The following is a 24,186-nucleotide window of genomic DNA, read 5'->3' as shown; positions in this document are numbered from 1 at the left end:
CCTGAACATCATGAAAGAACTATTTTAAGAAAATAAATAGGTTTGAGTTATTAATATAGCGGAAATTCGAGCAAACTGGCTACTGTTTTATATTCTTTAATTGGTTGATTTTTTATGAAAACAATCTTGATAATGCGTCATGGTGAAGCAATACCGATGCACTCTGATGATGTCAGTAGAAATTTGACTCCTTTGGGCCATCAGCAGGTAGAAAAAATGGGGCTGTGGTTACAAAAAAAGCATGCTCCAACGGGGTTATTAGTGAGTCCTTATGTAAGAGCGCAGCAAACAGCTGAGGGTGTTAAAAAAAATAATACCTTTTTATTTGAAGAGACCTGCCAAGATATTATTCCTGAAGGTAACCCGCAGGTTGCTGCAGATTATTTAGAAACGTTAATCGCGCTTCATCCGGAATGCGATACTTGGCTTGTGGTTGCCCATATGCCTATGGTGAGCTATTTGGTTGATCAGTTGTGTGCTGGGCACATGCCTATTTTTAATACCGGCGCTGTTGCACAAATTAGTTATGATGAAACTCGCCATAAAAGTGATTTTATCACCATTAATGCACCAGCGAATGTAGATGCATAGCTTGTAAACGAGCATTTAGCTAAGCTACTTTCTGTTAGATAAATGCCAATACTTTTAGGTATTTGTCTACAGTAGAATTGTTAACCACATACTAAAACTCACCACACTCAAAACTGTCGATAAAACAACCGCACTGGCTAACGTATCTTGATGTTGTTTTATTTGGCATGCAATTAAGTACGCATTAACCCCCAAGGGCGATGCGCTCAATAATACGAGTACTTTTAAGAGTGACTCATTAATAGCAAATACATGTGAGCCTAACACTAATACTAAGGCGGGCAATATAACTAGCTTTAACAGGCTGGCAATAGCTGCCGCTTGCCAGTTATCGCTAATTTTATAAAAAGCTAAGTTTGCGCCTAAAACAAATAACGCACAGGCAATGGCAGGTTTAGCTAAAAGCGCTAAGCCATTAGTTAAATCAGAAAATAAAGTAATCCCTGCTAAATTTACCAACAAACCCGTGCTAATACTCAATACGACAGGGTTGAGTAGCATATTTTTGGCAAATGTTGACCAAGAAAACACATGACTGGCACTGTTTGCACTAATTAAAAAGGTAAGGGTGAACAATAGCGCGCTATGAAAGGTGATGATCATAAAAATAATGCCCATCATTTGCTCACCTAATGCTGCAATAATAATGGGCAAGCCCACCAATACGGTATTTGAATAACTACTGCCAAGGGCAAATACACTGTGACGTTCATATTGAGGATGTTTAGAGAGAGTGTAGCGGTCAATAATGAGCGCAAAAAAATAAATTAAAATAACGGGAATATAAAAGCTTAAAAAGCCATTTAAGCTCACGCTGGTTTTTAGGTCTGCCTGGGCCATATTTAAAAATAAAAAACTGGGTACACTAATGTAAAAAGTAAATTTACTGAGCCCTGTTATATGAATGCGTTCTAAAAACTGACTTCGGCTTGCTATGTAGCCGCATAACACAATAAAAATAAGCGGAAATATAATCGAAAATATATGCACTAAAAAAGACTCTTATTGATTGGCTCTAGTGCTCAGCGTCTAAACTCATCACTTTGCGGTAAGTTAATTAATATGAGTACCGCCCCTTTACCGCCATACTCAAGCGGAGCTTGGTGCATAGCAATTACATCGGGGTGTTGCACTAAATATTGCGGTACTTTATGCCTGAGGATATGGCCGCCAATTCCGTGTACAACACAGGCACAATAGTAATGCTTTTTTTTACACTCATGAATAAGCCCTGCGAGTTCATCTTTGGCTATCTCTTTATTCAAGCCATGCAGGTCGAGGGTTAAATCAGGAATAAAATCCCCTCGACGAAGTTGTTTGGCTAAAAAACGATCCTGACCCTGTTGTACATAATTAACGGTACCATGTGTGTCTATATCGGGCACATATTCATCAGAAAAGAAAAATTCTGACTGTTGTTGCTTTTTTTGCTGGGCAAATTGCTTCGCTTGTGACACTTTAGGTTTATTGCTAAAACGGTGAGTGTCTTGTTTAAATACACGCGCACCACTGATACTTTGACGAAACAAGTCAATGTCGTCAGGACTAATTAGGCTGTTTGAGTGGGGATCTTTTTTCATAGCGGCAGTCTAAACAAAAAAGCGGTAAAAATCGAGTAAAAAGGTGTGATACCCAAGCAGCTTTGAGGTGCATATTACAGCGCCATTAAGGTTAGTTTAAAAGCGATTTATACTGCGTTATTGATTTGAACAATAGAGTGACTATTATTTGCAATCAAAGCCTTACCTAAATCGCTTTTAATACTAACTGCGCTCGCACCTAAAGGTGGCTTGGGTATACAATAGGGCAATCATGGGGCCAATGATGCGCCCCGATTGAGTTTATTTTTTTGAAAGTAGCAGGCAGATAATACTGATGAGTGAATTACTAATAGAAGAAGCAACCCTAGATGAAGCTGTTGCAGAACTTTCAACCTTACACGATTGGCTTCGTTGGACAACTAGTCAATTTGCAAGTAGCGGTATTTTCTTTGGTCATGGCACCGATAACGCATGGGATGAAGCGGTAAGTTTGTTATTACCGGCGCTTAGTTTGCCTATCGATGCACCCAAAGAGCTGATGCATGCGCGTTTAACCAGTACTGAAAAAAATCGTTTAGCGGGCTTGATTGCCGAGCGCATTAACGATTTTACCCCAGTACCTTACCTTACCAACATTGCATGGTTTGCTAACATGCCATTTTATGTGGATGAACGCGTATTAATTCCTCGCTCGCCTTTTGCTGAGCTTATTAATAATCGCTTCACCCCTTGGTTAGAAAAACCAGAGTCAGTAGGGCGTATTTTAGATTTATGTACAGGCTCAGGTTGTATTGCTATTGCCTTGGCACAAGCGTTCGAGAATGCGCAAGTTGATGCGGTTGATATATCCTATGAAGCGCTTGAAGTGGCTGATATTAATATCACTGACTATCAACTAAGTGACCGCGTATTACCGATTCAGTCTGACGTATTCAGTGGTGTACCTGGGCAAAAATACGACTTAATCGTAGCAAACCCACCGTACGTTGACGCTGAAGATATGGCTGATTTACCACGTGAATTCCACCATGAACCAGAGCTAGGATTAGCATCGGGACACGATGGTCTTGATGTAACACGTACTATTTTAGATCAAGCTAGTGAGCATCTAACAGATAACGGTTTGTTATTTGTCGAAGTAGGTAACTCTATGGTACATATGGATGCACTGTATCCAGGCGCACCATTTGAATGGATTGAGTTTGAACAAGGCGGATTAGGGGTGTTTGTTATTAGCAAACAACAACTAGATGCCTACTTTGCACAGTAATAATTAGTACTAGCCATTCATCCGAAATGGCTGGGCAAAACAATAGCAGAGTTAATCCTCGGCTATAAGTCATTAGGAATGAGGAAAGTTAATGGCAGGTAATAGCATAGGGCAGTTATTTAAAGTGTCCACCTTTGGCGAAAGCCACGGCGTTGCATTAGGCGGCGTAGTGGATGGCACGCCCGCAGGCCTTGAAATCACTGAGGCCGACATACAACACGATTTAGACAGACGCAAACCTGGGCAAAGTCGTTATACCACGCAGCGCCGTGAGAGCGACCAAATCAAAATTTTAGCGGGCGTTTTTGAAGGTAAAACCACTGGTACCAGCATTGGTTTATTAATTGAAAATACCGATCAACGTTCACAAGATTATGGCAAAATTAAAGATGTATTTCGCCCAGGCCACGGTGACTATACCTACTGGCACAAATACGGCCTTCGCGATTACCGTGGTGGTGGCCGTTCATCTGCGCGCGAAACCGCTATTCGGGTTGCCGCAGGCGCTATTGCTAAAAAGTATTTAAAGCAATTTCATGGTATTGAAGTACGTGCGTGTTTGAGCCAATTAGGGCCAATTAAAGCCGAAAATTACGATTGGGATGAGGTGGAAAATAACTTATTCTTTTTCCCAGACGTTAGCAAGCTTGAAGCACTCGATGAATATATGCGCGAGCTTAAAAAGCAAGGTGATTCAGTGGGTGCCAAAGTAAAAGTAGTGGCTAAAAATGTGCCAGTTGGTTTAGGTGAGCCGGTATTTGATAGGCTAGATGCCGAACTTGCCCATTCATTAATGAGTATCAACGCTGTAAAAGGCGTTGAAATTGGCGATGGCTTTGATGTGGTTGAGCAAAAAGGCTCAGAGCACCGTGATGAGTTAACCCCTGATGGTTTTACCTCAAATCATGCCGGCGGCGTATTGGCAGGTATTTCTACAGGGCAAGATATAATCGCATCCATTGCGCTTAAGCCAACATCAAGCATTACCATTCCCGGTAATAGTATTAATACCGAAAATGAAGCGGTCGAGATGATCACCAAAGGTCGTCACGATCCTTGTGTAGGCATTCGTGCTATTCCGATTGCTGAGGCAATGATGGCCATTACTTTAATGGATCATTTACTACGTCAACGCGGTCAAAACCCACATGTTAACCACGAACATGGGCCAATTAAAGGCGCTATTTAAGCGCGCTTTACTATAAATTAATAATAAACGCGCACTAGCGCGTTTATTATGTACAGGCTATACATCTTTATTGCCGCTCAATAATTTCCATGTGCTTAGCGCACCTAAAAATAAAGAGCAGTTATTATGCAAAAAAATAATCAATCTCACGTTACACAAGCTGAATATAAAGCCACCATAAAACGGCTTGAAGAGTTTAGCCGCTTTACCGACAGCAGCATTGGTATTCCGTTTACTAAATTTAGTTTCGGTGTCGAATCATTGATTGGGCTATTGCCAGTGGTAGGCGATTTAGCCGGGCTTATTTTATCTGGGTATGTATTAATTGAAGCGCAGCGATTAGGTGTTAGTAAGCGAGTAAAAAGCCGGATTATTTTAAACATGTTAGTTGATTTTGTAGGTGGGCTTATTCCATTTTTTGGTGATATTTTTGATGCCATGTTCAAAGCAAATACGCGCAATACCCGCATACTTAAAAAGCATTTAAGCGATAAGCTAACCACAAATCCATAAACCACTTAAGTTAATAAATGTGTAATTAGCTCCCATTATTAATTATTTATTTGGTATCAAAGAAGTACTTAGCGATGATCTGTTTTTGTTGCCCAAACTGATCAGAAATTCCAATTCCAATCCCAATTATTTCACCTTGTGCTTGCGGTGGCTCAGCTTGCATAACTTTATTAAACGCAGCCAATGCAGGGTTTTGCTCATTTGCAAGTAGGGTTAAATGTGGCTGAAAGTTTTGAAACACATTTGGGCTACCATAACGCTCAAAGGCCACGAGTTTATTAGGGTAATGCTTTACCCAACTTGGTACTGGCGCTTGATGATCGCGAAGTGGCTCAAGTTTAAGTGTCACTTCATCGGCTAAGCGTTGTAACTGATAAGATTTTTCTAAGTCTATAAAGGCCCAATTACTGGCAGATACACTAAACCCATTGGCTTTAATTTCAAAAGGTTGATGTTTCTTTACAATACGCTCCACCACCTGCTTAATTTCATTTTGTGCCTCTTGCGGATAATCAGTCAAATATAATGTGGCATGCACGGGTAAGCCTTGCTGATAAAACGTGGTTATTTGCTGTTTGGCTAGTTCATTGCTGGTTGTAGCCATGAGCTCAACAATTGGCGAAGAGGGAATAGCAAACACGTTAATACTCACGCTTTTTGCATAACTATTGGCAGAGGCACTCAGTAGCGCTAAAAAAGTAAGAATGCTAACTGGCCATGCTTTAGTGGTGTGTTGTTTAACCATAAGAGTGTATTCATTTAGGTTTTTAGTTTGCATATGGTAAGCGCAATTAGGTGTTCAGTAAATAAAGGCATAAAGTTTTTAAATTTCTGATTTTGTGACTAATATTATTTTAGCTCAAACAATTAATGATTAACTTACTTCATAGGCTTTGAATATTGCTAAATTGCAATTTTCAACGACGTATATTTACTGCTTTTAAAAGTGTCGCAAGGAACGTTCAATGATATTTAAAGCGCTTAAAAAGTTAACAAAAACAGTACGCTTTTCTATTCGTTTGACGGTTGTGGCAGTATTTGTGTTGGCAACGTCTATTACCGCTATTATAGCCACGAGCTTACAGTATTATTTTAGTGAAAAAATGGCGCTCGAGTCGAATGTGCAACACTTTAATATGACCACTCAATCGGTTGCTGATTACCTAACACGCATTAATGAAAAATCTGAAAATACTTTATATATGATGGTAAAAAACACCTCGTTAGTCGGTGAAAACCTTTCAGATAAAACAGAGCTACGAAATGTATTAAGTGAAATGATGGATTTGAATCCTTTGTTTTATGCTTTTTATATGGGCTATAACAATGGTGACTATTTTGAGGTTATTAATCTTGAAAGTAGTGCGATGGTTCGTCAGCGCCTTGGTGCAACGGATAATGACCGCTGGGTCGTTATTCAAATAAAATCTGAAGAAGGGCAAAGAATACAGCAAACGCTTTATTTTGATGCGTCATTTAGCTTAAGAGAAAAAACCAAAAAACCGACGTATTTTGATCCCCGCGAGCAAGCATGGTTTAAGCAAGCAAACTCACAGCAAGTAAACAAAACCAAGCCTTATCTATTTACCCATTTACAAACCTCTGGGCAAACGTATTCGATTAAGATAGCGGGTAAAAATCATGTGCTTGGCTTAGGGATTATCGTTGATAACATGTCTAATTATTTAATCGAACAGAAACAGCGTTTGGAGATGCACAGCTCAACACAGTTACTTATTTATAACCGAGAAGGAGAAATTATTGCCTCAAATCAGCCCTTTAGCTCAACGGTTGAGGCAAGGCTAAATCGGTTGGTACTGGATGAGCAACAGCAAAAAATAGTTGCCAAATATCCTACTATCACAGTTTCAAATGAAACCAATTGGGCACCTATGGATTTTAGTGTCAGTGGTAAGCCTAAAGGCTACAGTGTTGAATATATAAATGCGATTGCTGAACTGTTGGGTATTAAGGTTAATTATATTAATGGACTCAGTTGGCAAGAATTACTTAATTTATTTGAAAATAAGCAGATAGATGTGATTCATCCGGTACTTAATACAGCATCGAATAATACATTGGGTATGCTCAGTATACCCATGGTAACTTTGCCTTTAAGTATTGTTAATCAACAAAACAATCCACCAATTACCCATATGCAGCAACTTGCTGGTAAGTCAGTTGCGGTGGGAGAGGGCTGGTCAATTGTAAAAATATTACGAGCGCAATTTCCAGAAATTAACCTCGTGGAAGTTCCCAACACAAAGGCGTTGTTAATGCATGTTGCCAATGGTGATACTTATGCGGGAATAGACAGCAAAGCCGTATTGCAATATATACAGCAGCAATTTTTTATTGAGGGGATCCAGTACAATCCGCTTGATGAAGACAGTGCCGCGCTTTTTTCAAATGACTACCATTTATTGTTTCAAAACCAAGACGCACAATTAAAAGCTTTGTTTGATTACGCCGCCACGCAACTTCCTCTGCAATTTAAACAACAGCTTAGTGATAAATGGCTCAATACTAACTCAGGGAAAAAATCAAAAATTGTAGGCACTGTTCCTGATGAGCAATTAATCACTTTATTGGATGATGATAGTAACTTCTCTAAGCTACAGTTAGTGAACATTAATGGTAAAGAACAGTATGTTTTTATTAAGCCACTATCTGATTATTTAGCGCTAGCTAGTACGGGCTATTTAGCCATTATGGTTTCTAAAGAAGATGTATTGAGCTCCACAAGAGAAAAAATAAAGCTTTCAATAATAATTACGGTTGCCTGCTTAATTATGATGTTACCAGTGTCGTGGTTTTTTGCATCCCCCATTGTCGGTCCTATTAAAACGCTGGTGGGTGAAAACAATAAAATTAAAAATCGGCAGTTTAAACAAGTCTCGACTTTAAAAAGTCATATTAAAGAAATTAATACGTTAGCTTACTCTATGGTTGATATGAGTAAGTCGATACAGCAACATGAAGACAGTCAAAAAGCACTCATGGCGTCGTTTATCGAGTTAATAGCACAAGCCATTGATGATAAATCTCCCTATACAGCGGGGCATTGCGAGCGCGTACCTGAACTCGGTATTGAGCTTGCTAAGGCCGCTTCAGAGTCAGAGTTACCCGCTTTTAAAGGGTTTAAGTTTAAAAATGATGATGAGGTTGAAGAATTTAGTTTAGCCGCTTGGCTACATGATTGCGGTAAAATAACCACTCCAGAGCACATAGTTGATAAAGACACTAAGCGGGAGACTATTTATAATCGTATTCATGAAATTAGAACGCGTTTTGAGGTACTTTGGCGAGATGCCGAACTTGATTACTATAAATCATTGCAACACAGTCCTCAAAATCAGCTCGACTTAACCAAGCAGTTGGCAGCTAAACAGCAACAGTTGCTGGACGACTTTGCTTTTATTGCACAGTGTAATATTGGCGGCGAAAAAATCACAGAAGCTGCCCTTGAGCGTTTAACTGCGTTGAGTAATATTACTTGGCAGCGTCATTTTGACGATAAGTTGGGGCTTTCACCAGTAGAAATGTATCGCTATGAAGGGACTGATGACACGCTTCCCATCACAGAAAAATTACTCAGTGATAAACCTTGGCACTTAATTCCTCATGATAAGCCGATTGAATATGATGAGCGTTTAGGGATTAAAATTGCCCCATGTAAATATAAATATAACCTAGGGGAGCTTTATAATTTAACAGTTTCAAGAGGCACTCTTACTAAAGAGGATAGGTTTAAAATTAATGAGCACATGATAAGTACGATACGTATGCTCGATACACTGCCGTTCCCTAAAGAACTTGAGCGCGTACCGCGTTATGCCTCTACCCATCACGAAACATTAATCGGCACAGGCTATCCGCGTAAACTCAATGCGGATGACTTATCGATACCTGAGCGGGTGTTGGTACTTGCTGACATTTTTGAAGCATTAACAGCAGCCGACAGGCCCTATAAAAAGGCAAAAACACTCAGTGAGTCCATCGGTATATTAGCTAAAATGGTGGCCGATCAGCATGTTGATAAAGCCGTATTTGAATTATTTTTAAGTTCAGGTATTTATCTTGATTATGCTAAGCGTTATCTCAATGCTGAACAAATAGATGAAGTAGATATTTCTAAATATATAACTTAGGGCCAAAGCGTTAAAATTAAACCGCTTAGCGCTAACAATGTTTTTAATCACTTGTTTTTTACTTTGTAGATAAAAGTACGTACAATTCGCTTCGTTTTTAGTGTGCTTTATACTAATTTCATCTGTCTTTAAAGCATCGGGTTCAAACGAGTATACGAAGTATTTATGCACCAAGTAGCTGATCTGATTTCTATTTTCGAACACACTTTTTACCAAAGCTATAACACGCGTTTGGTAAAAGGTGATCATGAGCCTATTTACATTCCCGCAAATGATACAACCCCGCATCATCAAATTATGTTTGCCCATGGTTTTTATGCCAGCGCATTGCATGAAATAGCCCATTGGTTAGTGGCAGGTTCTCAGCGCCGCTTAGTTGAAGATTATGGTTATTGGTATTGCCCTGATGGGCGCGATGCTTCACAGCAAGCGGAGTTTGAATCAGTAGAGGTAAAACCTCAAGCAATAGAGTGGGCATTGAGTGTGGCTGCCGGGTTTGATTTTAACGTATCGGTAGATAATTTAAATGGTGAGCAAACATGTCGATTTGCGTTTCAGTCTCGCGTTCATGCAAAGTTATTAGAGTTATTGCAAAACGGGTTTAACCCAAGAACAACCTTACTATTAAAAGCACTGTGTAAATTTTATAACACCACGTGGCCATTACATGCTGCGCAGTTTTCATGGCATTCTCCCGAGGAGTTAAAAGATGCAGTTTAAGTTAGGATTGATTGTAAATCCGGTCGCAGGGCTCGGTGGTAGTGTTGCGCTTAAGGGCAGTGACGGTGAAGACACCGCTGCTAAAGCCATTGCATTAGGTGCAGAGCCTAAGTCAAATAGCCGCACTAAAGCTGCACTTGAAGTGCTTGTACCTCATCAATCAAACATTACTATTTATACTGTTAATGATGAAATGGGGGAGCAAACAGCAAAAGCGTTGGGCTTTAATACGCAAGTGGTTTATCAAAGTAACTCACCCACAACCAGTGACGATACCGAAGCTGCAGCTCGTTTATTACAGCAACAAGGTGTAGATTTAATCTTATTTGCTGGTGGCGACGGAACGGCGCGCAATATTTGCCATGCTGTAGAAGACTCTGTACCCGTGTTGGGCATTCCTGCTGGGTGTAAAATTCATTCCGGCGTCTATGCCATAACGCCAAAAGCCGCAGGCCGTGTAGTTGAAATGCTGGTAAAAGGTGAGCTGGTAACATTAAGCGATGCTGATGTCATGGACATTGATGAAGTGGCTTTTCGCCAAGGAACAGTAAAAGCAAAACGTTATGGTGAAATGCAAGTGCCAAGTGAAGTGCGCTATGTACAAGCGGTTAAAAATGGCGGTAAAGAAACTGACGAGCTGGTGCTAGCAGATATAGCTGCTTATGTCGTTAGTGAAATGGATGCCGATATCCTCTATGTCATGGGTAGTGGCTCTACCGTTGGCGCAGTGATGGAAGAGATGGGGCTTGAAAACACCTTACTCGGTGTTGATCTCGTTGAAGATCAAGCTTTAGTAGGGCAAGACCTAACAGCCCAGCAACTTCTTGAACTTACCAAAGAACGTGAAACAAAGTTAGTGATCACCCTAATTGGCGGTCAAGGGCATATTTTTGGTCGAGGCAATCAACAACTCAGTCCTGCGTTAATTAAAGCGATAGGCCGCGATAATATTATTGTGGTGGCTACTAAAACAAAATTACAGGCTTTAAATGGCCGACCGCTGATTTGTGATACCGGCGATAGCAAATTAGATGATGAATTAAGCGGTTATATACGTGTAACCAGTGGGTTTAACGACCATATTATGTATGCAGTAGGTCATCAAGATGGGCTGCACCCAGAGGAGAAGTAACACATGAGTTTAGTAAATTACATAGATGCTGCGCAGCAATATTTTGATGATTTAGTGATAAAAGCAACCGATGACGAGTTATTTGCTGGCGGTTATTTACGCGGCCACTTTGATTTAGCCGTAGGTTATGCACAAGTTGAAGAGTTAAATCTAGAAATTGCAGAACTAAACGACACGGTTGAAAAAAGCTTAGTAAAAGCTTATCGCAATGGCGAACTTAATGAAGATGATAAAGCACTCGTAGTAAGAATATGGGATGAAGTAAAAGCACTCGCATAAGCTTTTTTTATTCATTAAAAATAGCGCGGCTACTGAGCCGTGTTTTTTTGTGCCTAAAAAAGAACTTGTTTATTCAGTTAAAATTTACCTCATTCCTTAGATACGCTAAAGTAGCACAGTCTAAATTCTAGGGAACAAGTGAAATGAATAACAATAATGATGCGACAATGCCAACTGGCATAGTTGCGCGATTTTTAAATTTTGTTGAGCGGGTAGGTAATAAGCTTCCTGATCCAGCAATTATCTTTTTGTTTGCCATGTTATTAATCGGTTTTTGTCTTGGTGGTTTTCAAGCGTCACATTTGATGCAATAGACCCTCGTACTGGCGAAGCCATTATTATTAATAACATGCTTGCCAGCGATTCGTTGGCCACTTTTTTATCTTCTATGGTAAAAACATTCACCGGTTTTGCGCCACTGGGTGTAGTACTGGTTGCTATGCTAGGTGTAGGCGTTGCAGAGCATTCGGGCTTTATTAATACCGGCCTTAAATTAATGCTCAAAGTAACGCCTAGAAAATTACTAACACCCTCAATTATTTTGGTAGCTATTGTGAGCCATACGGCTACCGATGCAGGGTATGTGCTGGTTATTCCACTTGCTGGGGTAATATTTTTTGCAGCAGGTCGTCATCCGCTTGCAGGTATTGCAGCGGCATTTGCAGGGGTTAGCGGTGGCTTTGGCGCTAACTTTATTCCATCTGGGATTGACCCGTTACTGCAAAGCTTTACGCAAAGTGCAGCACAAATTATTAATCCAACAATGAGCATTAACCCGCTTAATAACTGGGGCTTTGCTTCAGCATCAAGCTTATTTATTGTAATGTTAGGCTGGTACATCACCGATAAAATTATTGAACCACGTTTAAAAAATTCACCAGTAGATGGTGAAACTCAAGACCTACCAGCATTTGAAGATGCCCGTAGTGACGAAAAGCGCGCCTTTCTTATTGCTAGTTCCGTAATGATTGCAGGTATTGCGTTATTAGCGTATGTATCCGCACCCGCTGATTCAGCGATGCGCAGCAGCGATGGCTCTTTAACAAACTTTAGTTCACCACTAATGCAGTCAATAGTGCCGCTAATCTTCTTACTGTTTTGGATCCCAGGCGCAGTATATGGTTTTACCGTAGGCACCTTTAAAAGCTCTAAAGACATGATAGATGCGATGAGCAAAGCCATGAATGGTATGGCGTATTACATTGTTATGGCATTCTTTTGTTCATTATTTATTGCTGCATTTAGTAAATCAAACCTAGGTGCCTTACTGGCAATTGAAGGGGCTCAGGTATTAAAAGCAATGGAGTTACCGAGCTCTGTAACGGTCGTAGGGATTATTTTCTTAACTGGTTTTGTAAACTTATTTGTTGGTTCAAGTTCGGCTAAGTGGGCACTATTAGGTCCGGTATTTGTACCTATGCTAATGCAACTCGGTATTTCGCCAGACTTAACGCAAGCGGCGTACCGTGTGGGAGATTCTAGCTCTAATATTATCACTCCGCTCATGCCATACTTCCCACTAGTTGTGGTGTACTGTCAAAAATACGTTAAAGGCACAGGCATAGGTACGCTTATCGCGATGATGCTACCGTATTCAATCGCCTTTATGATTGGCTGGAGTATCTTCTTGCTAGGCTACTGGGCACTTGGTATCCCATTAGGGCTTGATGCCAGCTACGTGTACCCAGCAGTAGCGCCTTAACTTAAATCTTGATTCATAAACCTCACTCACTCGAGTGAGGTTTATATAAAAGTGCTGTAATATTCAAAGTAAGTCTAAGTTACCTTTCTAAATCTCTCACTATATAGCCAAACAAACTAGCCTCACCAAAAATATAAACATAATCGTTTTTGTTATTCATTATTGTAGACTTATCTTCGTACCATCTAAAATCATGAGTTTCGTTTGTTTTAGGATCTTTAAAATATAAACGAGTACAATTATCTTCATAATCAGAACCACACTTTTGCACATCAGTTAGGATATATTCCTTATACCAATAGTCGCCTTGCGTGTAGTAAGCCCATAATTTAATGGGGGCAGAGAATAAAAAATAGAGACTTGCATAGATTAACAAAGGGATTAATGGGTACGCGAATATTAATGATAATTTCGTTTTTGTATCTGAAAAACTATATTTAAGGTGCTCTCTGTATTTACTGCAGCGTCTATATTTATTGAATACAAGTATATTTAAATAGATGAATGATGCGCCACAAATAATAGGGAATGCTATAAAGAAAATAACGTCGTATATTTCATTTGTGATAAATGGTGGATCTGTAAAGTCCATTAAAATAGGAATAATTATGCATAATAAAATAGGTAACATTATTACTACAAAGAGTAAGTTGTCGTAATTTCTTTTCAATTTTTAATTCGTCCATGAATTATAGCCTTTGCTTAGTTTACATAAATTTTATTGTTTTAAAAATCAAAGAAAACATGTTTATACACATTAAGTAATCTGAGTTTTGGATAATAAAGCTATCTCAATCAGCTTTTTCAACGCTAATTACGTTGAATTTACTTACAATAGGCTAGCTATTGACGCGTAATTTCGCCTTGTTTTCACTGCAATCTCTGGTTAGAGAAAACAAAAAAATATTTTTAATTCAATCTGTTAGTTAAGTGCCTAATACTGACTTGCGGCTTCAAGTTACGGAAATTAAGCAGATAGCTGAATTCTAGACACAAAAAAGCCTTGGCACTTTCATGCCAAGGCTTTTTTTCTAAAGAGTCGTTGCTTACTTAGCGGTAAAGCTAACTGGGCGACGTTCTTTACGAGGGCCGCTACGCTTATCAGGGCGTTGACCATCTTTATTAAAGCTACGCTTCTTGTCACCAGCAGGGCGTTCAGAACGCTCGCCGCGTGGCTCAGAAGGGCCTTGATCTTGTGTTAATGTCATACCCATTGGGCGTTTACAAATAAACACTTTCTGGAAGTGATCAAGTACATCTTTAGGCATGTTTTGCGGTAATTGTACCGTACTGTGACTGTCGTGAAGACGAATGTCACCAATAAACTTGCTTGAAATGTCTGCTTCGTTAGCAATTGCGCCAACAATGTTCTTAACCTGAACACCATGCTCACGACCTACTTCGATACGGTATGTATCCATAGGGCCTGCATCACGGCTGTTACGCTCGCGTGGTTTACGCTCAGCGCGCTCACCACCGCGTTCAGGGCGTTCGTTACGACGACCACGGTCATTGCTACGAGGATTACGATCATTACGTTCGTTACGCTCACGCGGTTGAATCTTAACTTCTTCAACTTTAATTGGTGATTGTTGCTGTGCTAAACACAGTAACGCACCCGCTAAGTCTTCAGGAGCAAGCTCAAGTTTTTGTGCCATGTTGGCAGCCACTTCATTGAAGAAAGTAATATCTTTGTTTTCAAGCGCAAGCGTAAGCTTTTCTTGTAAGGCATTGATACGTTTTTCTTCAACAACTTTAGCTGTAGGTAATTCAACTTGTGCGATTTCAGATTTAGTATGACGAATGATATTTTTAAGTAAATAACGCTCGTTATGCTTAACGAAAAGAATCGCTTTACCAGTACGACCAGCACGACCTGTACGGCCGATACGGTGAACGTAGGCTTCAGAGTCTTGTGGAATGTCGTAGTTGATAACTAAGCTTAAACGGTCTACATCAAGACCACGTGCCGCTACGTCTGTTGCAATAACAACGTTTAGCATGCCGCTTTTTAAACGATCAACCGTGCGCTCACGCGCTTGCTGGTTCATGTCACCGTTAAGTGGCGCTGCAGAGAAACCTTCGCGCTCTAATAACTCAGCAAGTTGCACTGTATCGTTACGCGTACGTACGAAAACAATAGCACCTTCGTATTGTTCAGCTTCTAAGAAACGAACAATCGCTTTATTTTTATGTACGTGTGCATTCCAAAACACTTGTTCAACTGATGATACAGTTGAGTTGCGCGCAGAAATATGAACCTGTTCAGGGTTATTCATATATTTGCTGCTGATGTTTTGAATTTGCTTAGGCATAGTCGCAGAGAAAAGACATGTTTGCTTTTCACGCGGTGTTTTTTCCATGATGCTTTCTACATCATCGATAAAGCCCATACGTAGCATTTCATCGGCTTCATCAAGTACAAGGGCTTGTAAAGCATCAAACTTGATAGTGCCACGGTTTATGTGATCGATTAAACGACCTGGTGTAGCAACGATAATCTGTGCGCCACGACGAAGTGCGCTCAGCTGGATGCTGTAGCTCTGGCCACCATAAAGTGCCAATACTTCAACACCACGAGTGTGTTTTGCATATTGTTCAAATGCCTCAGCTACTTGGATCGCAAGCTCACGGGTAGGTGTGAGTACAAGGATCTGTGGCTGTTTCACAGACGGGTCAATATTATTTAGTAATGGCAGTGCAAATGCTGCTGTTTTACCTGTACCCGTTTGTGCTAGTCCCAGTACGTCCTTTCTTTCTAGCAATAACGGTATACATTGAGCTTGGATTTCAGATGGTGTCTTGTAACCCAACTCTTCAACTGCCTTTAAAATTGCAGGAGAAAGATTTAGAGATTCAAACGTGACTGGTTCTGACATTAATACGCCTCAACGAATTTAAAGAGGCGCGCATTGTATAGGAAATGCGAGGCAAATGCTTGTATAAATTACAACTAATTTATATGTGTTTGATGTTGGTCGAAATTTAACCAGCTTCAATTGTACGTTAATTGAGCTGGTTAACACTCTGTCTACAAAATTACTGGTAAAGGCCTAGGTTTTCTTTAGCATAAGCTTCAAATTCAGTGAATCCACCAATATGAGTTTGGTCTACAAAAATCTGCGGTACGGTTGGGCATGGTTTGCCTGCAGACTTCTCTAAATCTTCTTTACTGATACCTTCTTTGATGATGTCGATGTAGCGGTATTTAAAATCATCGCGATCATTAGCAAGTTGCTCTGCAACATCTTTAGCGCGAACACAAAAAGGGCAGCCTTCACGGCCAAAAATTACTGTTAACATAACGCTCTCCTCAAATTAGTTGACCCTAGTGTAACTAATTTCATTTTTTATTACAGTGCAAAAAAACGATTATTGCGTTCGCTTTTTTTAGGGCCTGTAAAAAAATAAAAATATTTTATAAAAAAATCTTGAAATAAAATTGCCCGCCCATAAATAGTTATTTGAGGACGCCTGATGGGTCTTCAGTAAATCAGAACTATTTGAAAATTATATTATTAATTAACTTTTGCCGTTACTTGTTCAAACGAAAAGTAGCAGCAATATATCGCTTAAATATGAGGATATTATTATGCGTACAGTAGATTTATCACCCCTATACCGTTCATTCATTGGTTTCGATCATTTAGCATCATTAATGGATGCCGCTGCACGAACTGATAAGCAGCCAAGTTTTCCTCCTTATAACATCGAAGCGCTTGATAAAGACAAGTACCGTATCACTATGGCAGTCGCTGGATTTAGTGAAGACGAGTTAAGCTTACAATCTGAAAACAACACTTTGGTTGTATCAGGCACTAAAGCAGGTAAAGAGCAAAATGATGAGCGCAAATTTATTCATCAAGGGATTGCCGAGCGTAACTTTGAGCGTAAGTTTCAGTTAGGCGACCACGTTAAAGTACTTGGTGCAGACTTAGCCAATGGCTTACTAAGCATCGACCTTGAACGTGAGATCCCAGAAGCCCTTAAGCCACGTAAAATCGAGATTGGCTCAGGCAATATGCTAGAAAGCAAATAGTTAAGCTAGCACATGTATTTTCCCTGTGAAAAGCCGCCATTTGGCGGCTTTTTGCGTTGTTAGTCTTTTAAGTTTATTTGCATTTGTTTTAAAGCGTTAATTTTATCTATCGCAACTTGCAGTTGTTCTTGTGAAAGCTTTTTTTGTCGGCCTTTAGCCAGTAATTCTTCAAGTTTTAATATTTTGGCTTGTGCAGCAATAACAAAACGTTGCTCTAGCTGTCTTTGCTGTTCAAGGTGGAAATCTTGATATGCCTGGTGATTATTTAAATCACCGCTGTACTGAGCAACTGGCTGAGTATTTTTTACTATGTTGGGTAAATAGGCAGGAGAGGTTATTGGTGGCAAAGGCTGAGGGCTCGTATTGTTAGTTGTAACCGTGTTTAATTGCGTGCTTTTCAGCTCTTGGGTCATGTCAGCAGTAGTCAGCTCAAGTGACGTTATTTGCTTAACACTTTTAGCTTGGTTAAGGGAATCAATATTCTTTATCGTTGGTTTACTAGTATATTGAGTAAAAAGTGCGTACATACCAACACAAGCTACAACAACAGAAACGAAAACTTTTTTGCTCATAAAATTACTCCTGTCTTATTTTGCCACTTGAGCCAAGTATCCTCATACTGTTGTACCGCTTTTTGTTTTGCGATGGCCTTTGTTGCTTGGTACCGAACGGTTTCATCTTCTGGCGAAAAGTACTCAAACTGATGCTCATAACTGTGTATCACCACCCATTCACCACTGGGTGTACGTATAACAGGAGAAATGGTGTTTTCTTTAGTTGTGAACGCAAGTTGTACAACCCAGCTACTTTTGTTTTTACGGTTTAATTCACTGTTGTATTGAGCATATATATCTTGTTTTCCTGATATTACTAATGCTTGTTTTAGCGTTTTGTTACCGGCCAAGGTGCGAAAACCTAAAGCATTGGCTCGATTTGCAAATTGAGCTCCATGGGCTTTTACGTGGCTTAAAAATTTAAACTGCGATTTATTGGCTTGATAAAATGCTTTAATTTCGCTTTTGTTTACTTGTTTCTCTAGTTTTTCAAGAACGGGGCTTTGCATATGCATCATTGTATTTATGCCTAGCCAGCTTTGAATGGAGGAGCGCAAAATATCTCCTTGAGCTATTTCATACAGATGTTCAATATCAATATTCTGTTTTGCCAAAATCGGTTTGGCTTTTGAAAACGCTATATTGAATTGCCGTTTTTTTATTAATTCACTTTTGAATAGTTCACTATCTCCTTTGTGGAGTTTAAAGCGTACCTGCATTGATAGTGAATCGACAAATTCATATAAATTAATAGCGTTATACAAAAGAGGGGTTAAATCAAACTGCTGCATTTTTTTGATGGCGCTTTGCACATACTGGCCATTTTTAGGGTAGGGCCCTAATGTGTGTTTAAGCCATTGGTTATCATAAATTTCAAGCTTTATCGGGCTTGACTGTGCACTTATAGCTAATTGTGAATCGAGCAGATTTTTTAAGTAACGTTCAACATGGTATTGAGTACTAAAACCAACGGCAGATTGTCGTTTTATTATCGCAGGGGTTTTTAGCGCAGCTTGTTGTAATAAAAACTGATTCTCATACAGACGAGTTCTAACTTCATTGATTGTAATATCAGGGTTGTGCTTTAAATAAGCACGATGCATAAAGTTAATTTCATCACTGTTGTATTGTGTAAATGATGCCATTACTAGGGAGTGGTAAAACACACCTAGTAATGTAATCACTAAAATTGCCATTTTTTTCATTAGCGAGCAACCATGGCATGGTTTAATAAGTGCACCACCATTGCTATTGCATGGGGCACGACCTGCTTAGCTATATTAAGGCGATCAAAATGATCTTCTGAGTTGAGCACAATCCCACCTTGTGCATAAGAAAATGAACCGCCTTGAGTTAATAATGGGCGAACATCTTGGCTATTTTTATCTAAAGGCGAGAACGTTTGCATTGCTTGAGTAACGAGTGATAAATCGTTGAGCTGCTCTTGGTCATAGTAATCGTTTACCCAACTTTCCCAGCTAGAATGATTTAGATCTGATGTGGTCCACGTGTGGTGAGGCTGTAATAAATCAGTAGTATGGAACACAAACCCTAATACTTGCGGATTGCCGCTCTGTAAGTAACTTTGATACCAATATTGCCCTAAATTATCGATAGGTTGAAATGGCATTTCTTCAAAGTCATCGTACATAGAATAGGTTGAGTTGCTATCGATTCTGTAGTGAGATTCTGTTACACCATAACTGTTATATTTTGAAGAGTCGGCATTGAACCAACCTGTTTCTCCCCCTTTACCATCATCAAGATAGTCACCTTTAAGCCAAGCAGATGCAAGATTATCAATAGTGCCCCAAACGGTGAGCTTTTCATAATTATAACCACCAAAATCGTTTCCATGGTGGTCTGCACCTTGGGTATGATTTTGAAAATGCCAATAGCTTGTATATTTAACTATACTTTGCGCTGCTCCCCATACTGGCGCTTGAACACATGAACCTGTAATAGCACCACAGAAAAAGGTGTCTTCAAAGTCATCTACATCATAAGCAGCTTGTCCCAGCAGCTCCGCTAATTCAGAGATTGTCAGATTGTTTTGTGCAGCGTACTGACGTAGGGCAGCATATTCGGTGCTGGCTGGGTGTTGCTGCATATAATTTACGGCATCAAGAACAATACGTTTGTGAGTTTCTTGACTAAAAGCTTGAGCTTGGCTTGTACCGAGCAATAAAAGTGTCGCTGCAATTAATTGTTTTTTCATTTTATTCTCATCATAGTCTGGAGTAAGAGGTGCTATTAAAAAATAAGCTCATTACACTGACATGACAAATAAATTAAACATTTAATTAACAATATTACCTATTTTGGTACTTTAATATTAACTATCAAGAATGCTGCCGTCAATTGACGGCATTTATATTTAAAGCTTTTCAATATTATTTAAATAGTTGTTAGCTTGCTCTAAGGTTTCTTGGCGCAATGATTCATCTTGTTTATCCCAATTGCGATAAACCATGCCTATTCGTGGATTTTTTTCAAGCCGCTCTCGGTGTGTTTGCATAAATTGCCAATAGAGGCTATTTAGAGGGCAAGCGTCTTTTCCTACTTTTTCTTTCACCTTATATTGGCAGCTTTTACAGTAGTCGCTCATTTTATTTATATAGTTGCCGCTAGCCGCATAAGGCTTAGTAGCAATGATGCCATCGTCAGCAAATTGACTCATGCCACGCGCGTTAGGCATTTCTACCCATTCAATAGCATCGATATAAACACCCAAATACCATTCATCCACTTCATCAGGGTTAATAGCGGTTAGTAAACAAAAATTACCTATTACCATTAAACGTTGAATATGATGGGCATACGCGCTGTCTAAGCTTTGTGTTAATGAGTGGCTTAGGCAGTTCATTTTTGTTTTACCATTCCAAAAATAACGTGGCAGTGCACGGGTTGCATTAAGCTGGTTTTTGTAAGCGTAATCGGGCATGTTTTTCCAATAGACACCACGCACATATTCGCGCCAACCCAGTACTTGACGAATAAAGCCTTCAACCTGAGAAATAGATATTTCATCTTGGCGTTGTTGGTATTCTTTGACCACACGGTCGATAACATAGCGAGGATGTAAAATTTTGGCATTTAACGCAAATGATAACCGGCTGTGATAAAAGGTATCTTTATCAGGGCATTGATCTGTCATCGCATCTTGAAATTGACCAAAGCGGGGAAGTAAATGTGCACAAAAGTGATCAAGTGCGTTTATTGCTTGTTTACGGGTTGTTGGCCAGCTTAATTGGGTTTCTATTTGCCCAAAGTATTTTATTTTATGTTTATCTAAACGCTCAATGATGGTGCTAACATCATTTTTAAATAATTTGGGTTTGGGGATATCGGCTAAATCGCTTTTTGAAAACTTATTACGGTTATTCGCATCAAAGTTCCATTGGCCACCTTGAGGTTTGTCATCATCCATTAAAATATCAAACTGCTTACGCATTGCCCGATAAAAATGCTCCATAGTGACGTGCTTATCTTTTTTAAAGCGTTTATCTATGTCGCTGTAGGCTAATAAAAAATGCTCGCTGTCACAGGCAGTCACAGCTAATTCGCTGTTAGTGGCAAAGTCGTGCAGTTGTGTTTTTAAACGGTACTCATCTGGGTATTGATATTCAATTGAGGTGCATTCATGCTGCTTAGCTAATCGAGTTAAAAGAGCGGGTAAGTTATCATCGTCTTTGGTGTCATCTAACGTTAAATGCAACACGTTAAAGCCGGCATCTTTTAAGGCGTTAGCGAAGTTTTCCATGGCTTTAAAAAAGGCTGATATTTTTTGCACGTGATGCTTTACGTACAGCGCTTCTTGCATGAGCTCGGCAATAACAAACACGGTGTCATCGGATTTATCTTTAAACCAAGAATGAGCGGGGTTTAGCTGGTCACCTAAAATTAGTTTTAAGGTTTTGAATTTTTTCATAATGAGCCAAAATTATCTTTATACGCTGTATTTTAAAAAGCGATCGATTTCTACATGTCGTTTTAATCATAGAGCAAAGCAATAAACAGCATTGCTTTTTTTATCAACTTATTACTTATTGTGGTTGCTAATTTAGGTGTACATCTTTATAATAGCGGCCATTGTTTAGTAGGTTATAAAATTTACTAACAGCGATATTAAGTTATTAACTTTTTATCTATTGGCGCGGGATGGAGCAGTCTGGTAGCTCGTCGGGCTCATAACCCGAAGGTCGTTGGTTCAAATCCGGCTCCCGCAACCAATCTTAATAGTAGGTTTATGCTTACTACTTTATATCGCGCATTCTAAGTAATGCGCGTTTTGCGTTTAAGCTAATGAAGTTTAATTTGGTCAGGGTACTGACTCGCAACCAAGCTTGGCCATAGGCCACACAGTTTTGCGTTTTTTGGTGTGACGCCCCGCTTGGTTCGGGGCGTTGTTGTATCTGCACCGTTTGATTTAATGTTTATCGATTAAATCAAAATTTAAACTCAGTATTTTAGGGCTATAAGCCCTTTTTTTGTTTGTATGGAGGATTTTCGTGACAAAACTTGAACAAGATTTAGTAACCATGTTAACGCCTGCGGTAGAAATGTTAGGCTTTGAATTACATGGGCTTGAGTTTGTACAAGCGGGTCGCCATTCTACCTTAAGAGTATACATTGCTCATGAGGATGGGATTTCAGTTGACAACTGCGCCGATGCAAGTCGTCAAATTAGTGCGATTTTAGACGTCGAAGACCCAATTACAAACGAATACGATTTGGAAGTGTCGTCTCCTGGTGTTGATCGTCCATTATTCAAACAAGATCACTACGAGCAGGCGCAAGGAGAGGAAGTACGCGTGCGTACTAAGCTTCCACAAGATGGTCGCCGTAATTTTAAAGGCGACTTAATAGCAGTTAGCAGCGATATGATCACACTATCTAGCGATGGTGCGGAGCATTTAATCATGCTTAGTAACATTGAACGTGCGAACATAATCGCAAAGTTTTAATTCGAGTGCGAAGGAATAGGGCAAGCGAGGCATTACCCATGGCAAAAGAAATATTATTGGTTGCTGAAGCCGTTTCCAATGAGAAAGCGGTTCCAAAAGAAAAGATTTTTGAAGCTCTAGAGTTCGCATTAGCGACAGCGACAAAGAAAAAGCATGATGGTGAAATTGATGTACGTGTTGCAATTGACCGTAAAACCGGCGATTACGATACCTTCCGTCGCTGGCAAATAGCTGAAGTTTTAGAAGATGGTTCTTTAGAGAATCCATACAGCGAAATCACGTTAGAAGCTGCTCAAGTTGAAGAACCTGACTTGAAAATGGGCGACTACGTAGAAGAGCAGATTGAATCAATTAAATTTGACCGCATAACAACACAGATGGCTAAGCAAGTGATCGTACAAAAAGTACGTGAAGCAGAGCGCGCCTTAGTCGTTGAAGCATATAAAGATCAAGAAGGCGAGCTGGTAACGGGTGTTGTTAAAAAAGCAACCCGTGATGCAATCGTACTTGATTTAGGTAACAACGCAGAAGCGGTTATTTATCGTGACGACATGCTGCCACGTGAAAACTTCCGCCCGGGTGATCGTATCCGCGGTCTTTTATATGAAGTGAAGCCTGAAGCACGCGGTGCACAATTATTTGTAACCCGTTCTAAACCAGAAATGCTGATGGAATTATTCCGCATTGAGGTGCCAGAAATTGGCGAAGAAATGATTGAATTACGCGCTGCAGCACGTGATCCAGGTTCACGCGCTAAAATCGCGGTTAAATCTAACGATAAGCGTATTGACCCTGTTGGTGCGTGTGTTGGTATGCGTGGCGCACGTGTTCAAGCGGTATCGTCAGAACTTGGCGGTGAGCGTGTTGATATCGTACTTTACGATGACAACCCTGCACAGTTTGTTATTAACGCAATGGCACCAGCAGAAGTGGCTTCAATCGTAATGGATGAAGATACACACTCAATGGATATTGCTGTTGAAGCTGATAACTTAGCACAAGCTATTGGTCGTAATGGTCAAAACGTACGTTTAGCAAGCCAATTAACTGGCTGGGAATTAAACGTAATGACCGTTGATGAAATGCGCGCTAAGAACGAAGCTGAGTCAGATAAGTTAATTAACTTATTTACTGAAAACTTAGATATTGATGACGAATTTGCATCATTACTTATCAACGAAGGTTTCTCAACACTTGAAGAAGTTGCTTATGTTCCGGCTTCAGAGTTTTTAGAAATCGACGGCTTAGATGAAGAAACAGTGGACGTATTACGTTCACGTGCAAAAGATGCATTAACAACGAAAGCGCTTAAAACGGAAGAAAGCTTAGAAGGCGCTGAGCCTGCAGAAGACTTACTTGCGCTTGAAGGCTTAGAGCGTCATTTAGCATTTGTTATGGCAAGTAAGGGTGTAGTAACACTTGAAGACTTAGCTGAGCAAGGCATTGATGAGCTTGTAGATATTACAGAGCTATCTTCAGAGAAAGCGGGCGAGCTAATTATGGCTGCACGTAATATTTGTTGGTTTGCAGACGAGTAA

The 24,186-nt window shown here is 39.9% G+C and carries 21 protein-coding genes, 1 tRNA gene and 1 pseudogene; 13 read left to right on the top strand and 10 right to left on the bottom strand.

What is annotated here, in order from left to right; genetic code table 11:
• Positions 1–114 precede the first annotated feature (114 nt).
• A complete protein-coding gene (gene sixA, locus QL984_RS05305) occupies positions 115–591 on the top strand; it encodes a phosphohistidine phosphatase SixA (protein WP_020476934.1) in 477 nt (158 codons plus the stop codon).
• A 66-nt stretch (positions 592–657) separates the two neighbouring features.
• Here the strand turns inward: sixA and QL984_RS05300 are convergent, their stop codons facing one another.
• Positions 658–1,581: an AEC family transporter gene (locus QL984_RS05300; protein ID WP_013464518.1), complete on the bottom strand. Its 924-nt coding sequence runs from the start codon at positions 1,579–1,581 to the stop codon at positions 658–660.
• Between the two features lie 32 nt (positions 1,582–1,613).
• Positions 1,614–2,171: an endonuclease SmrB gene (gene smrB, locus QL984_RS05295; RefSeq protein ID WP_016899440.1), complete on the bottom strand. Its 558-nt coding sequence runs from the start codon at positions 2,169–2,171 to the stop codon at positions 1,614–1,616.
• A gap of 295 nt (positions 2,172–2,466) precedes the next feature.
• Here smrB and prmB point away from each other — a divergent pair, with 295 nt between their 5' ends.
• From prmB to QL984_RS05280, 3 genes are all read left to right on the top strand, one after another.
• Positions 2,467–3,402, top strand: a complete 936-nt coding sequence (gene prmB, locus QL984_RS05290) for a 50S ribosomal protein L3 N(5)-glutamine methyltransferase (RefSeq protein ID WP_013464520.1) — start codon at positions 2,467–2,469, stop codon at positions 3,400–3,402.
• Between the two features lie 91 nt (positions 3,403–3,493).
• On the top strand, positions 3,494–4,591 hold the full coding sequence (gene aroC / locus QL984_RS05285) for a chorismate synthase (RefSeq protein ID WP_013464521.1): 1,098 nt from the start codon (positions 3,494–3,496) through the stop codon (positions 4,589–4,591).
• 126 nt (positions 4,592–4,717) lie between these two features.
• Positions 4,718–5,104, top strand: a complete 387-nt coding sequence (locus QL984_RS05280; RefSeq protein ID WP_013464522.1) for a DUF4112 domain-containing protein — start codon at positions 4,718–4,720, stop codon at positions 5,102–5,104.
• Positions 5,105–5,150: 46 nt separating this feature from the next.
• Here QL984_RS05280 and QL984_RS05275 read toward each other — a convergent pair whose 3' ends face one another.
• The gene (locus QL984_RS05275; RefSeq protein WP_029609924.1) at positions 5,151–5,849 is read right to left on the bottom strand and encodes a 2'-5' RNA ligase family protein; all 699 of its coding nucleotides are present in this window, start codon (positions 5,847–5,849) and stop codon (positions 5,151–5,153) included.
• Positions 5,850–6,069: 220 nt separating this feature from the next.
• Here QL984_RS05275 and QL984_RS05270 point away from each other — a divergent pair, with 220 nt between their 5' ends.
• The 5 genes and pseudogenes from QL984_RS05270 (at position 6,070) to QL984_RS05250 (ending at position 13,088) form a co-directional block, all read left to right on the top strand.
• Positions 6,070–9,255, top strand: coding sequence for an HD domain-containing phosphohydrolase (locus QL984_RS05270; protein WP_290172056.1), 3,186 nt, complete (start codon positions 6,070–6,072; stop codon positions 9,253–9,255).
• A gap of 165 nt (positions 9,256–9,420) precedes the next feature.
• Positions 9,421–9,975: an elongation factor P hydroxylase gene (locus QL984_RS05265; RefSeq protein ID WP_013464525.1), complete on the top strand. Its 555-nt coding sequence runs from the start codon at positions 9,421–9,423 to the stop codon at positions 9,973–9,975.
• Positions 9,965–11,107, top strand: coding sequence for an ATP-NAD kinase family protein (locus QL984_RS05260; RefSeq protein WP_010391378.1), 1,143 nt, complete (start codon positions 9,965–9,967; stop codon positions 11,105–11,107). Before QL984_RS05265 ends, QL984_RS05260 begins: the two co-directional genes overlap by 11 nt.
• 3 nt (positions 11,108–11,110) lie before the next feature.
• Positions 11,111–11,386: a YfcL family protein gene (locus QL984_RS05255; protein WP_010391380.1), complete on the top strand. Its 276-nt coding sequence runs from the start codon at positions 11,111–11,113 to the stop codon at positions 11,384–11,386.
• Between the two features lie 143 nt (positions 11,387–11,529).
• Positions 11,530–13,088 (top strand): annotated as a pseudogene (locus QL984_RS05250) (AbgT family transporter).
• Positions 13,089–13,167: 79 nt separating this feature from the next.
• Here QL984_RS05250 and QL984_RS05245 read toward each other — a convergent pair.
• The 3 genes from QL984_RS05245 to QL984_RS05235 all read right to left on the bottom strand — a co-directional run bounded on the left by QL984_RS05245 (position 13,168) and on the right by QL984_RS05235 (position 16,391).
• Positions 13,168–13,719: a hypothetical protein gene (locus tag QL984_RS05245; RefSeq protein ID WP_236613528.1), complete on the bottom strand. Its 552-nt coding sequence runs from the start codon at positions 13,717–13,719 to the stop codon at positions 13,168–13,170.
• 415 nt (positions 13,720–14,134) lie between these two features.
• Positions 14,135–15,967, bottom strand: a complete 1,833-nt coding sequence (locus tag QL984_RS05240; RefSeq protein WP_016899447.1) for a DEAD/DEAH box helicase — start codon at positions 15,965–15,967, stop codon at positions 14,135–14,137.
• Between the two features lie 160 nt (positions 15,968–16,127).
• Positions 16,128–16,391 carry a GrxA family glutaredoxin gene (locus QL984_RS05235; RefSeq protein ID WP_008114535.1) on the bottom strand — a complete coding sequence of 88 codons (264 nt, stop codon included), beginning with the start codon at positions 16,389–16,391 and terminating at the stop codon, positions 16,128–16,130.
• A 289-nt stretch (positions 16,392–16,680) separates the two neighbouring features.
• Here QL984_RS05235 and QL984_RS05230 point away from each other — a divergent pair, with 289 nt between their 5' ends.
• Complete coding sequence (locus tag QL984_RS05230) at positions 16,681–17,127, top strand: Hsp20 family protein (protein ID WP_016899448.1); 447 nt, start codon at positions 16,681–16,683, stop codon at positions 17,125–17,127.
• 59 nt (positions 17,128–17,186) lie between these two features.
• On the opposite strand, the gene QL984_RS05225 is transcribed toward QL984_RS05230, so the two are convergent.
• The 4 genes from QL984_RS05225 to QL984_RS05210 all read right to left on the bottom strand — a co-directional run bounded on the left by QL984_RS05225 (position 17,187) and on the right by QL984_RS05210 (position 21,612).
• Complete coding sequence (locus QL984_RS05225) at positions 17,187–17,699, bottom strand: hypothetical protein (RefSeq protein ID WP_016899449.1); 513 nt, start codon at positions 17,697–17,699, stop codon at positions 17,187–17,189.
• Entirely contained in the window at positions 17,696–18,886 is a 1,191-nt protein-coding gene (locus tag QL984_RS05220) for a peptidylprolyl isomerase (protein ID WP_016899450.1), read from the bottom strand. Before QL984_RS05220 ends, QL984_RS05225 begins: the two co-directional genes overlap by 4 nt.
• Positions 18,886–19,899, bottom strand: coding sequence for a phospholipase (locus QL984_RS05215; protein WP_016899451.1), 1,014 nt, complete (start codon positions 19,897–19,899; stop codon positions 18,886–18,888). The genes QL984_RS05220 and QL984_RS05215 overlap by 1 nt, the downstream gene beginning before the upstream one ends.
• Positions 19,900–20,058: 159 nt before the next feature.
• Positions 20,059–21,612, bottom strand: coding sequence for a cryptochrome/photolyase family protein (locus tag QL984_RS05210; protein WP_016899452.1), 1,554 nt, complete (start codon positions 21,610–21,612; stop codon positions 20,059–20,061).
• 224 nt (positions 21,613–21,836) lie between these two features.
• Between QL984_RS05210 and QL984_RS05205 the strand changes: the two genes are divergently transcribed.
• The 3 genes from QL984_RS05205 (at position 21,837) to nusA (ending at position 24,186) form a co-directional block, all read left to right on the top strand.
• Positions 21,837–21,913, top strand: a tRNA-Met gene (locus QL984_RS05205).
• A 279-nt stretch (positions 21,914–22,192) separates the two neighbouring features.
• Positions 22,193–22,648 carry a ribosome maturation factor RimP gene (gene rimP, locus QL984_RS05200; protein WP_008114543.1) on the top strand — a complete coding sequence of 152 codons (456 nt, stop codon included), beginning with the start codon at positions 22,193–22,195 and terminating at the stop codon, positions 22,646–22,648.
• A 38-nt stretch (positions 22,649–22,686) separates the two neighbouring features.
• On the top strand, positions 22,687–24,186 hold the full coding sequence (gene nusA / locus QL984_RS05195; RefSeq protein WP_013464535.1) for a transcription termination factor NusA: 1,500 nt from the start codon (positions 22,687–22,689) through the stop codon (positions 24,184–24,186).

Origin of the sequence: Pseudoalteromonas sp. APC 3495 (assembly GCF_030407645.1) — a bacterium.
GTDB classification, from domain to species: Bacteria; Pseudomonadota; Gammaproteobacteria; order Enterobacterales; family Alteromonadaceae; genus Pseudoalteromonas; species Pseudoalteromonas tetraodonis.
The sequence above is the reverse complement of the archived record's forward strand: the minus strand, read 5'-3'. Positions and strand labels throughout refer to the sequence as shown.

Excerpts from the sequence above, each read along its gene's own strand:
- QL984_RS05260 (WP_010391378.1), top strand. The coding sequence starts at position 9,965 with ATGCAGTTTAAGTTAGGATTGATTGTAAATCCGGTCGCAGGGCTCGGT.
- QL984_RS05220 (WP_016899450.1), bottom strand. The coding sequence starts at position 18,886 with ATGAAAAAAATGGCAATTTTAGTGATTACATTACTAGGTGTGTTTTAC.
- sixA (WP_020476934.1), top strand. The coding sequence starts at position 115 with ATGAAAACAATCTTGATAATGCGTCATGGTGAAGCAATACCGATGCAC.
- QL984_RS05280 (WP_013464522.1), top strand. The coding sequence starts at position 4,718 with ATGCAAAAAAATAATCAATCTCACGTTACACAAGCTGAATATAAAGCC.
- QL984_RS05225 (WP_016899449.1), bottom strand. The coding sequence starts at position 17,699 with ATGAGCAAAAAAGTTTTCGTTTCTGTTGTTGTAGCTTGTGTTGGTATG.
- aroC (WP_013464521.1), top strand. The coding sequence starts at position 3,494 with ATGGCAGGTAATAGCATAGGGCAGTTATTTAAAGTGTCCACCTTTGGC.
- QL984_RS05270 (WP_290172056.1), top strand. The coding sequence starts at position 6,070 with ATGATATTTAAAGCGCTTAAAAAGTTAACAAAAACAGTACGCTTTTCT.
- QL984_RS05265 (WP_013464525.1), top strand. The coding sequence starts at position 9,421 with ATGCACCAAGTAGCTGATCTGATTTCTATTTTCGAACACACTTTTTAC.
- QL984_RS05230 (WP_016899448.1), top strand. The coding sequence starts at position 16,681 with ATGCGTACAGTAGATTTATCACCCCTATACCGTTCATTCATTGGTTTC.
- QL984_RS05255 (WP_010391380.1), top strand. The coding sequence starts at position 11,111 with ATGAGTTTAGTAAATTACATAGATGCTGCGCAGCAATATTTTGATGAT.
- QL984_RS05210 (WP_016899452.1), bottom strand. The coding sequence starts at position 21,612 with ATGAAAAAATTCAAAACCTTAAAACTAATTTTAGGTGACCAGCTAAAC.
- QL984_RS05240 (WP_016899447.1), bottom strand. The coding sequence starts at position 15,967 with ATGTCAGAACCAGTCACGTTTGAATCTCTAAATCTTTCTCCTGCAATT.
- QL984_RS05245 (WP_236613528.1), bottom strand. The coding sequence starts at position 13,719 with ATGTTACCTATTTTATTATGCATAATTATTCCTATTTTAATGGACTTT.
- QL984_RS05235 (WP_008114535.1), bottom strand. The coding sequence starts at position 16,391 with ATGTTAACAGTAATTTTTGGCCGTGAAGGCTGCCCTTTTTGTGTTCGC.
- nusA (WP_013464535.1), top strand. The coding sequence starts at position 22,687 with ATGGCAAAAGAAATATTATTGGTTGCTGAAGCCGTTTCCAATGAGAAA.
- prmB (WP_013464520.1), top strand. The coding sequence starts at position 2,467 with ATGAGTGAATTACTAATAGAAGAAGCAACCCTAGATGAAGCTGTTGCA.
- QL984_RS05275 (WP_029609924.1), bottom strand. The coding sequence starts at position 5,849 with ATGGTTAAACAACACACCACTAAAGCATGGCCAGTTAGCATTCTTACT.
- smrB (WP_016899440.1), bottom strand. The coding sequence starts at position 2,171 with ATGAAAAAAGATCCCCACTCAAACAGCCTAATTAGTCCTGACGACATT.
- QL984_RS05215 (WP_016899451.1), bottom strand. The coding sequence starts at position 19,899 with ATGAAAAAACAATTAATTGCAGCGACACTTTTATTGCTCGGTACAAGC.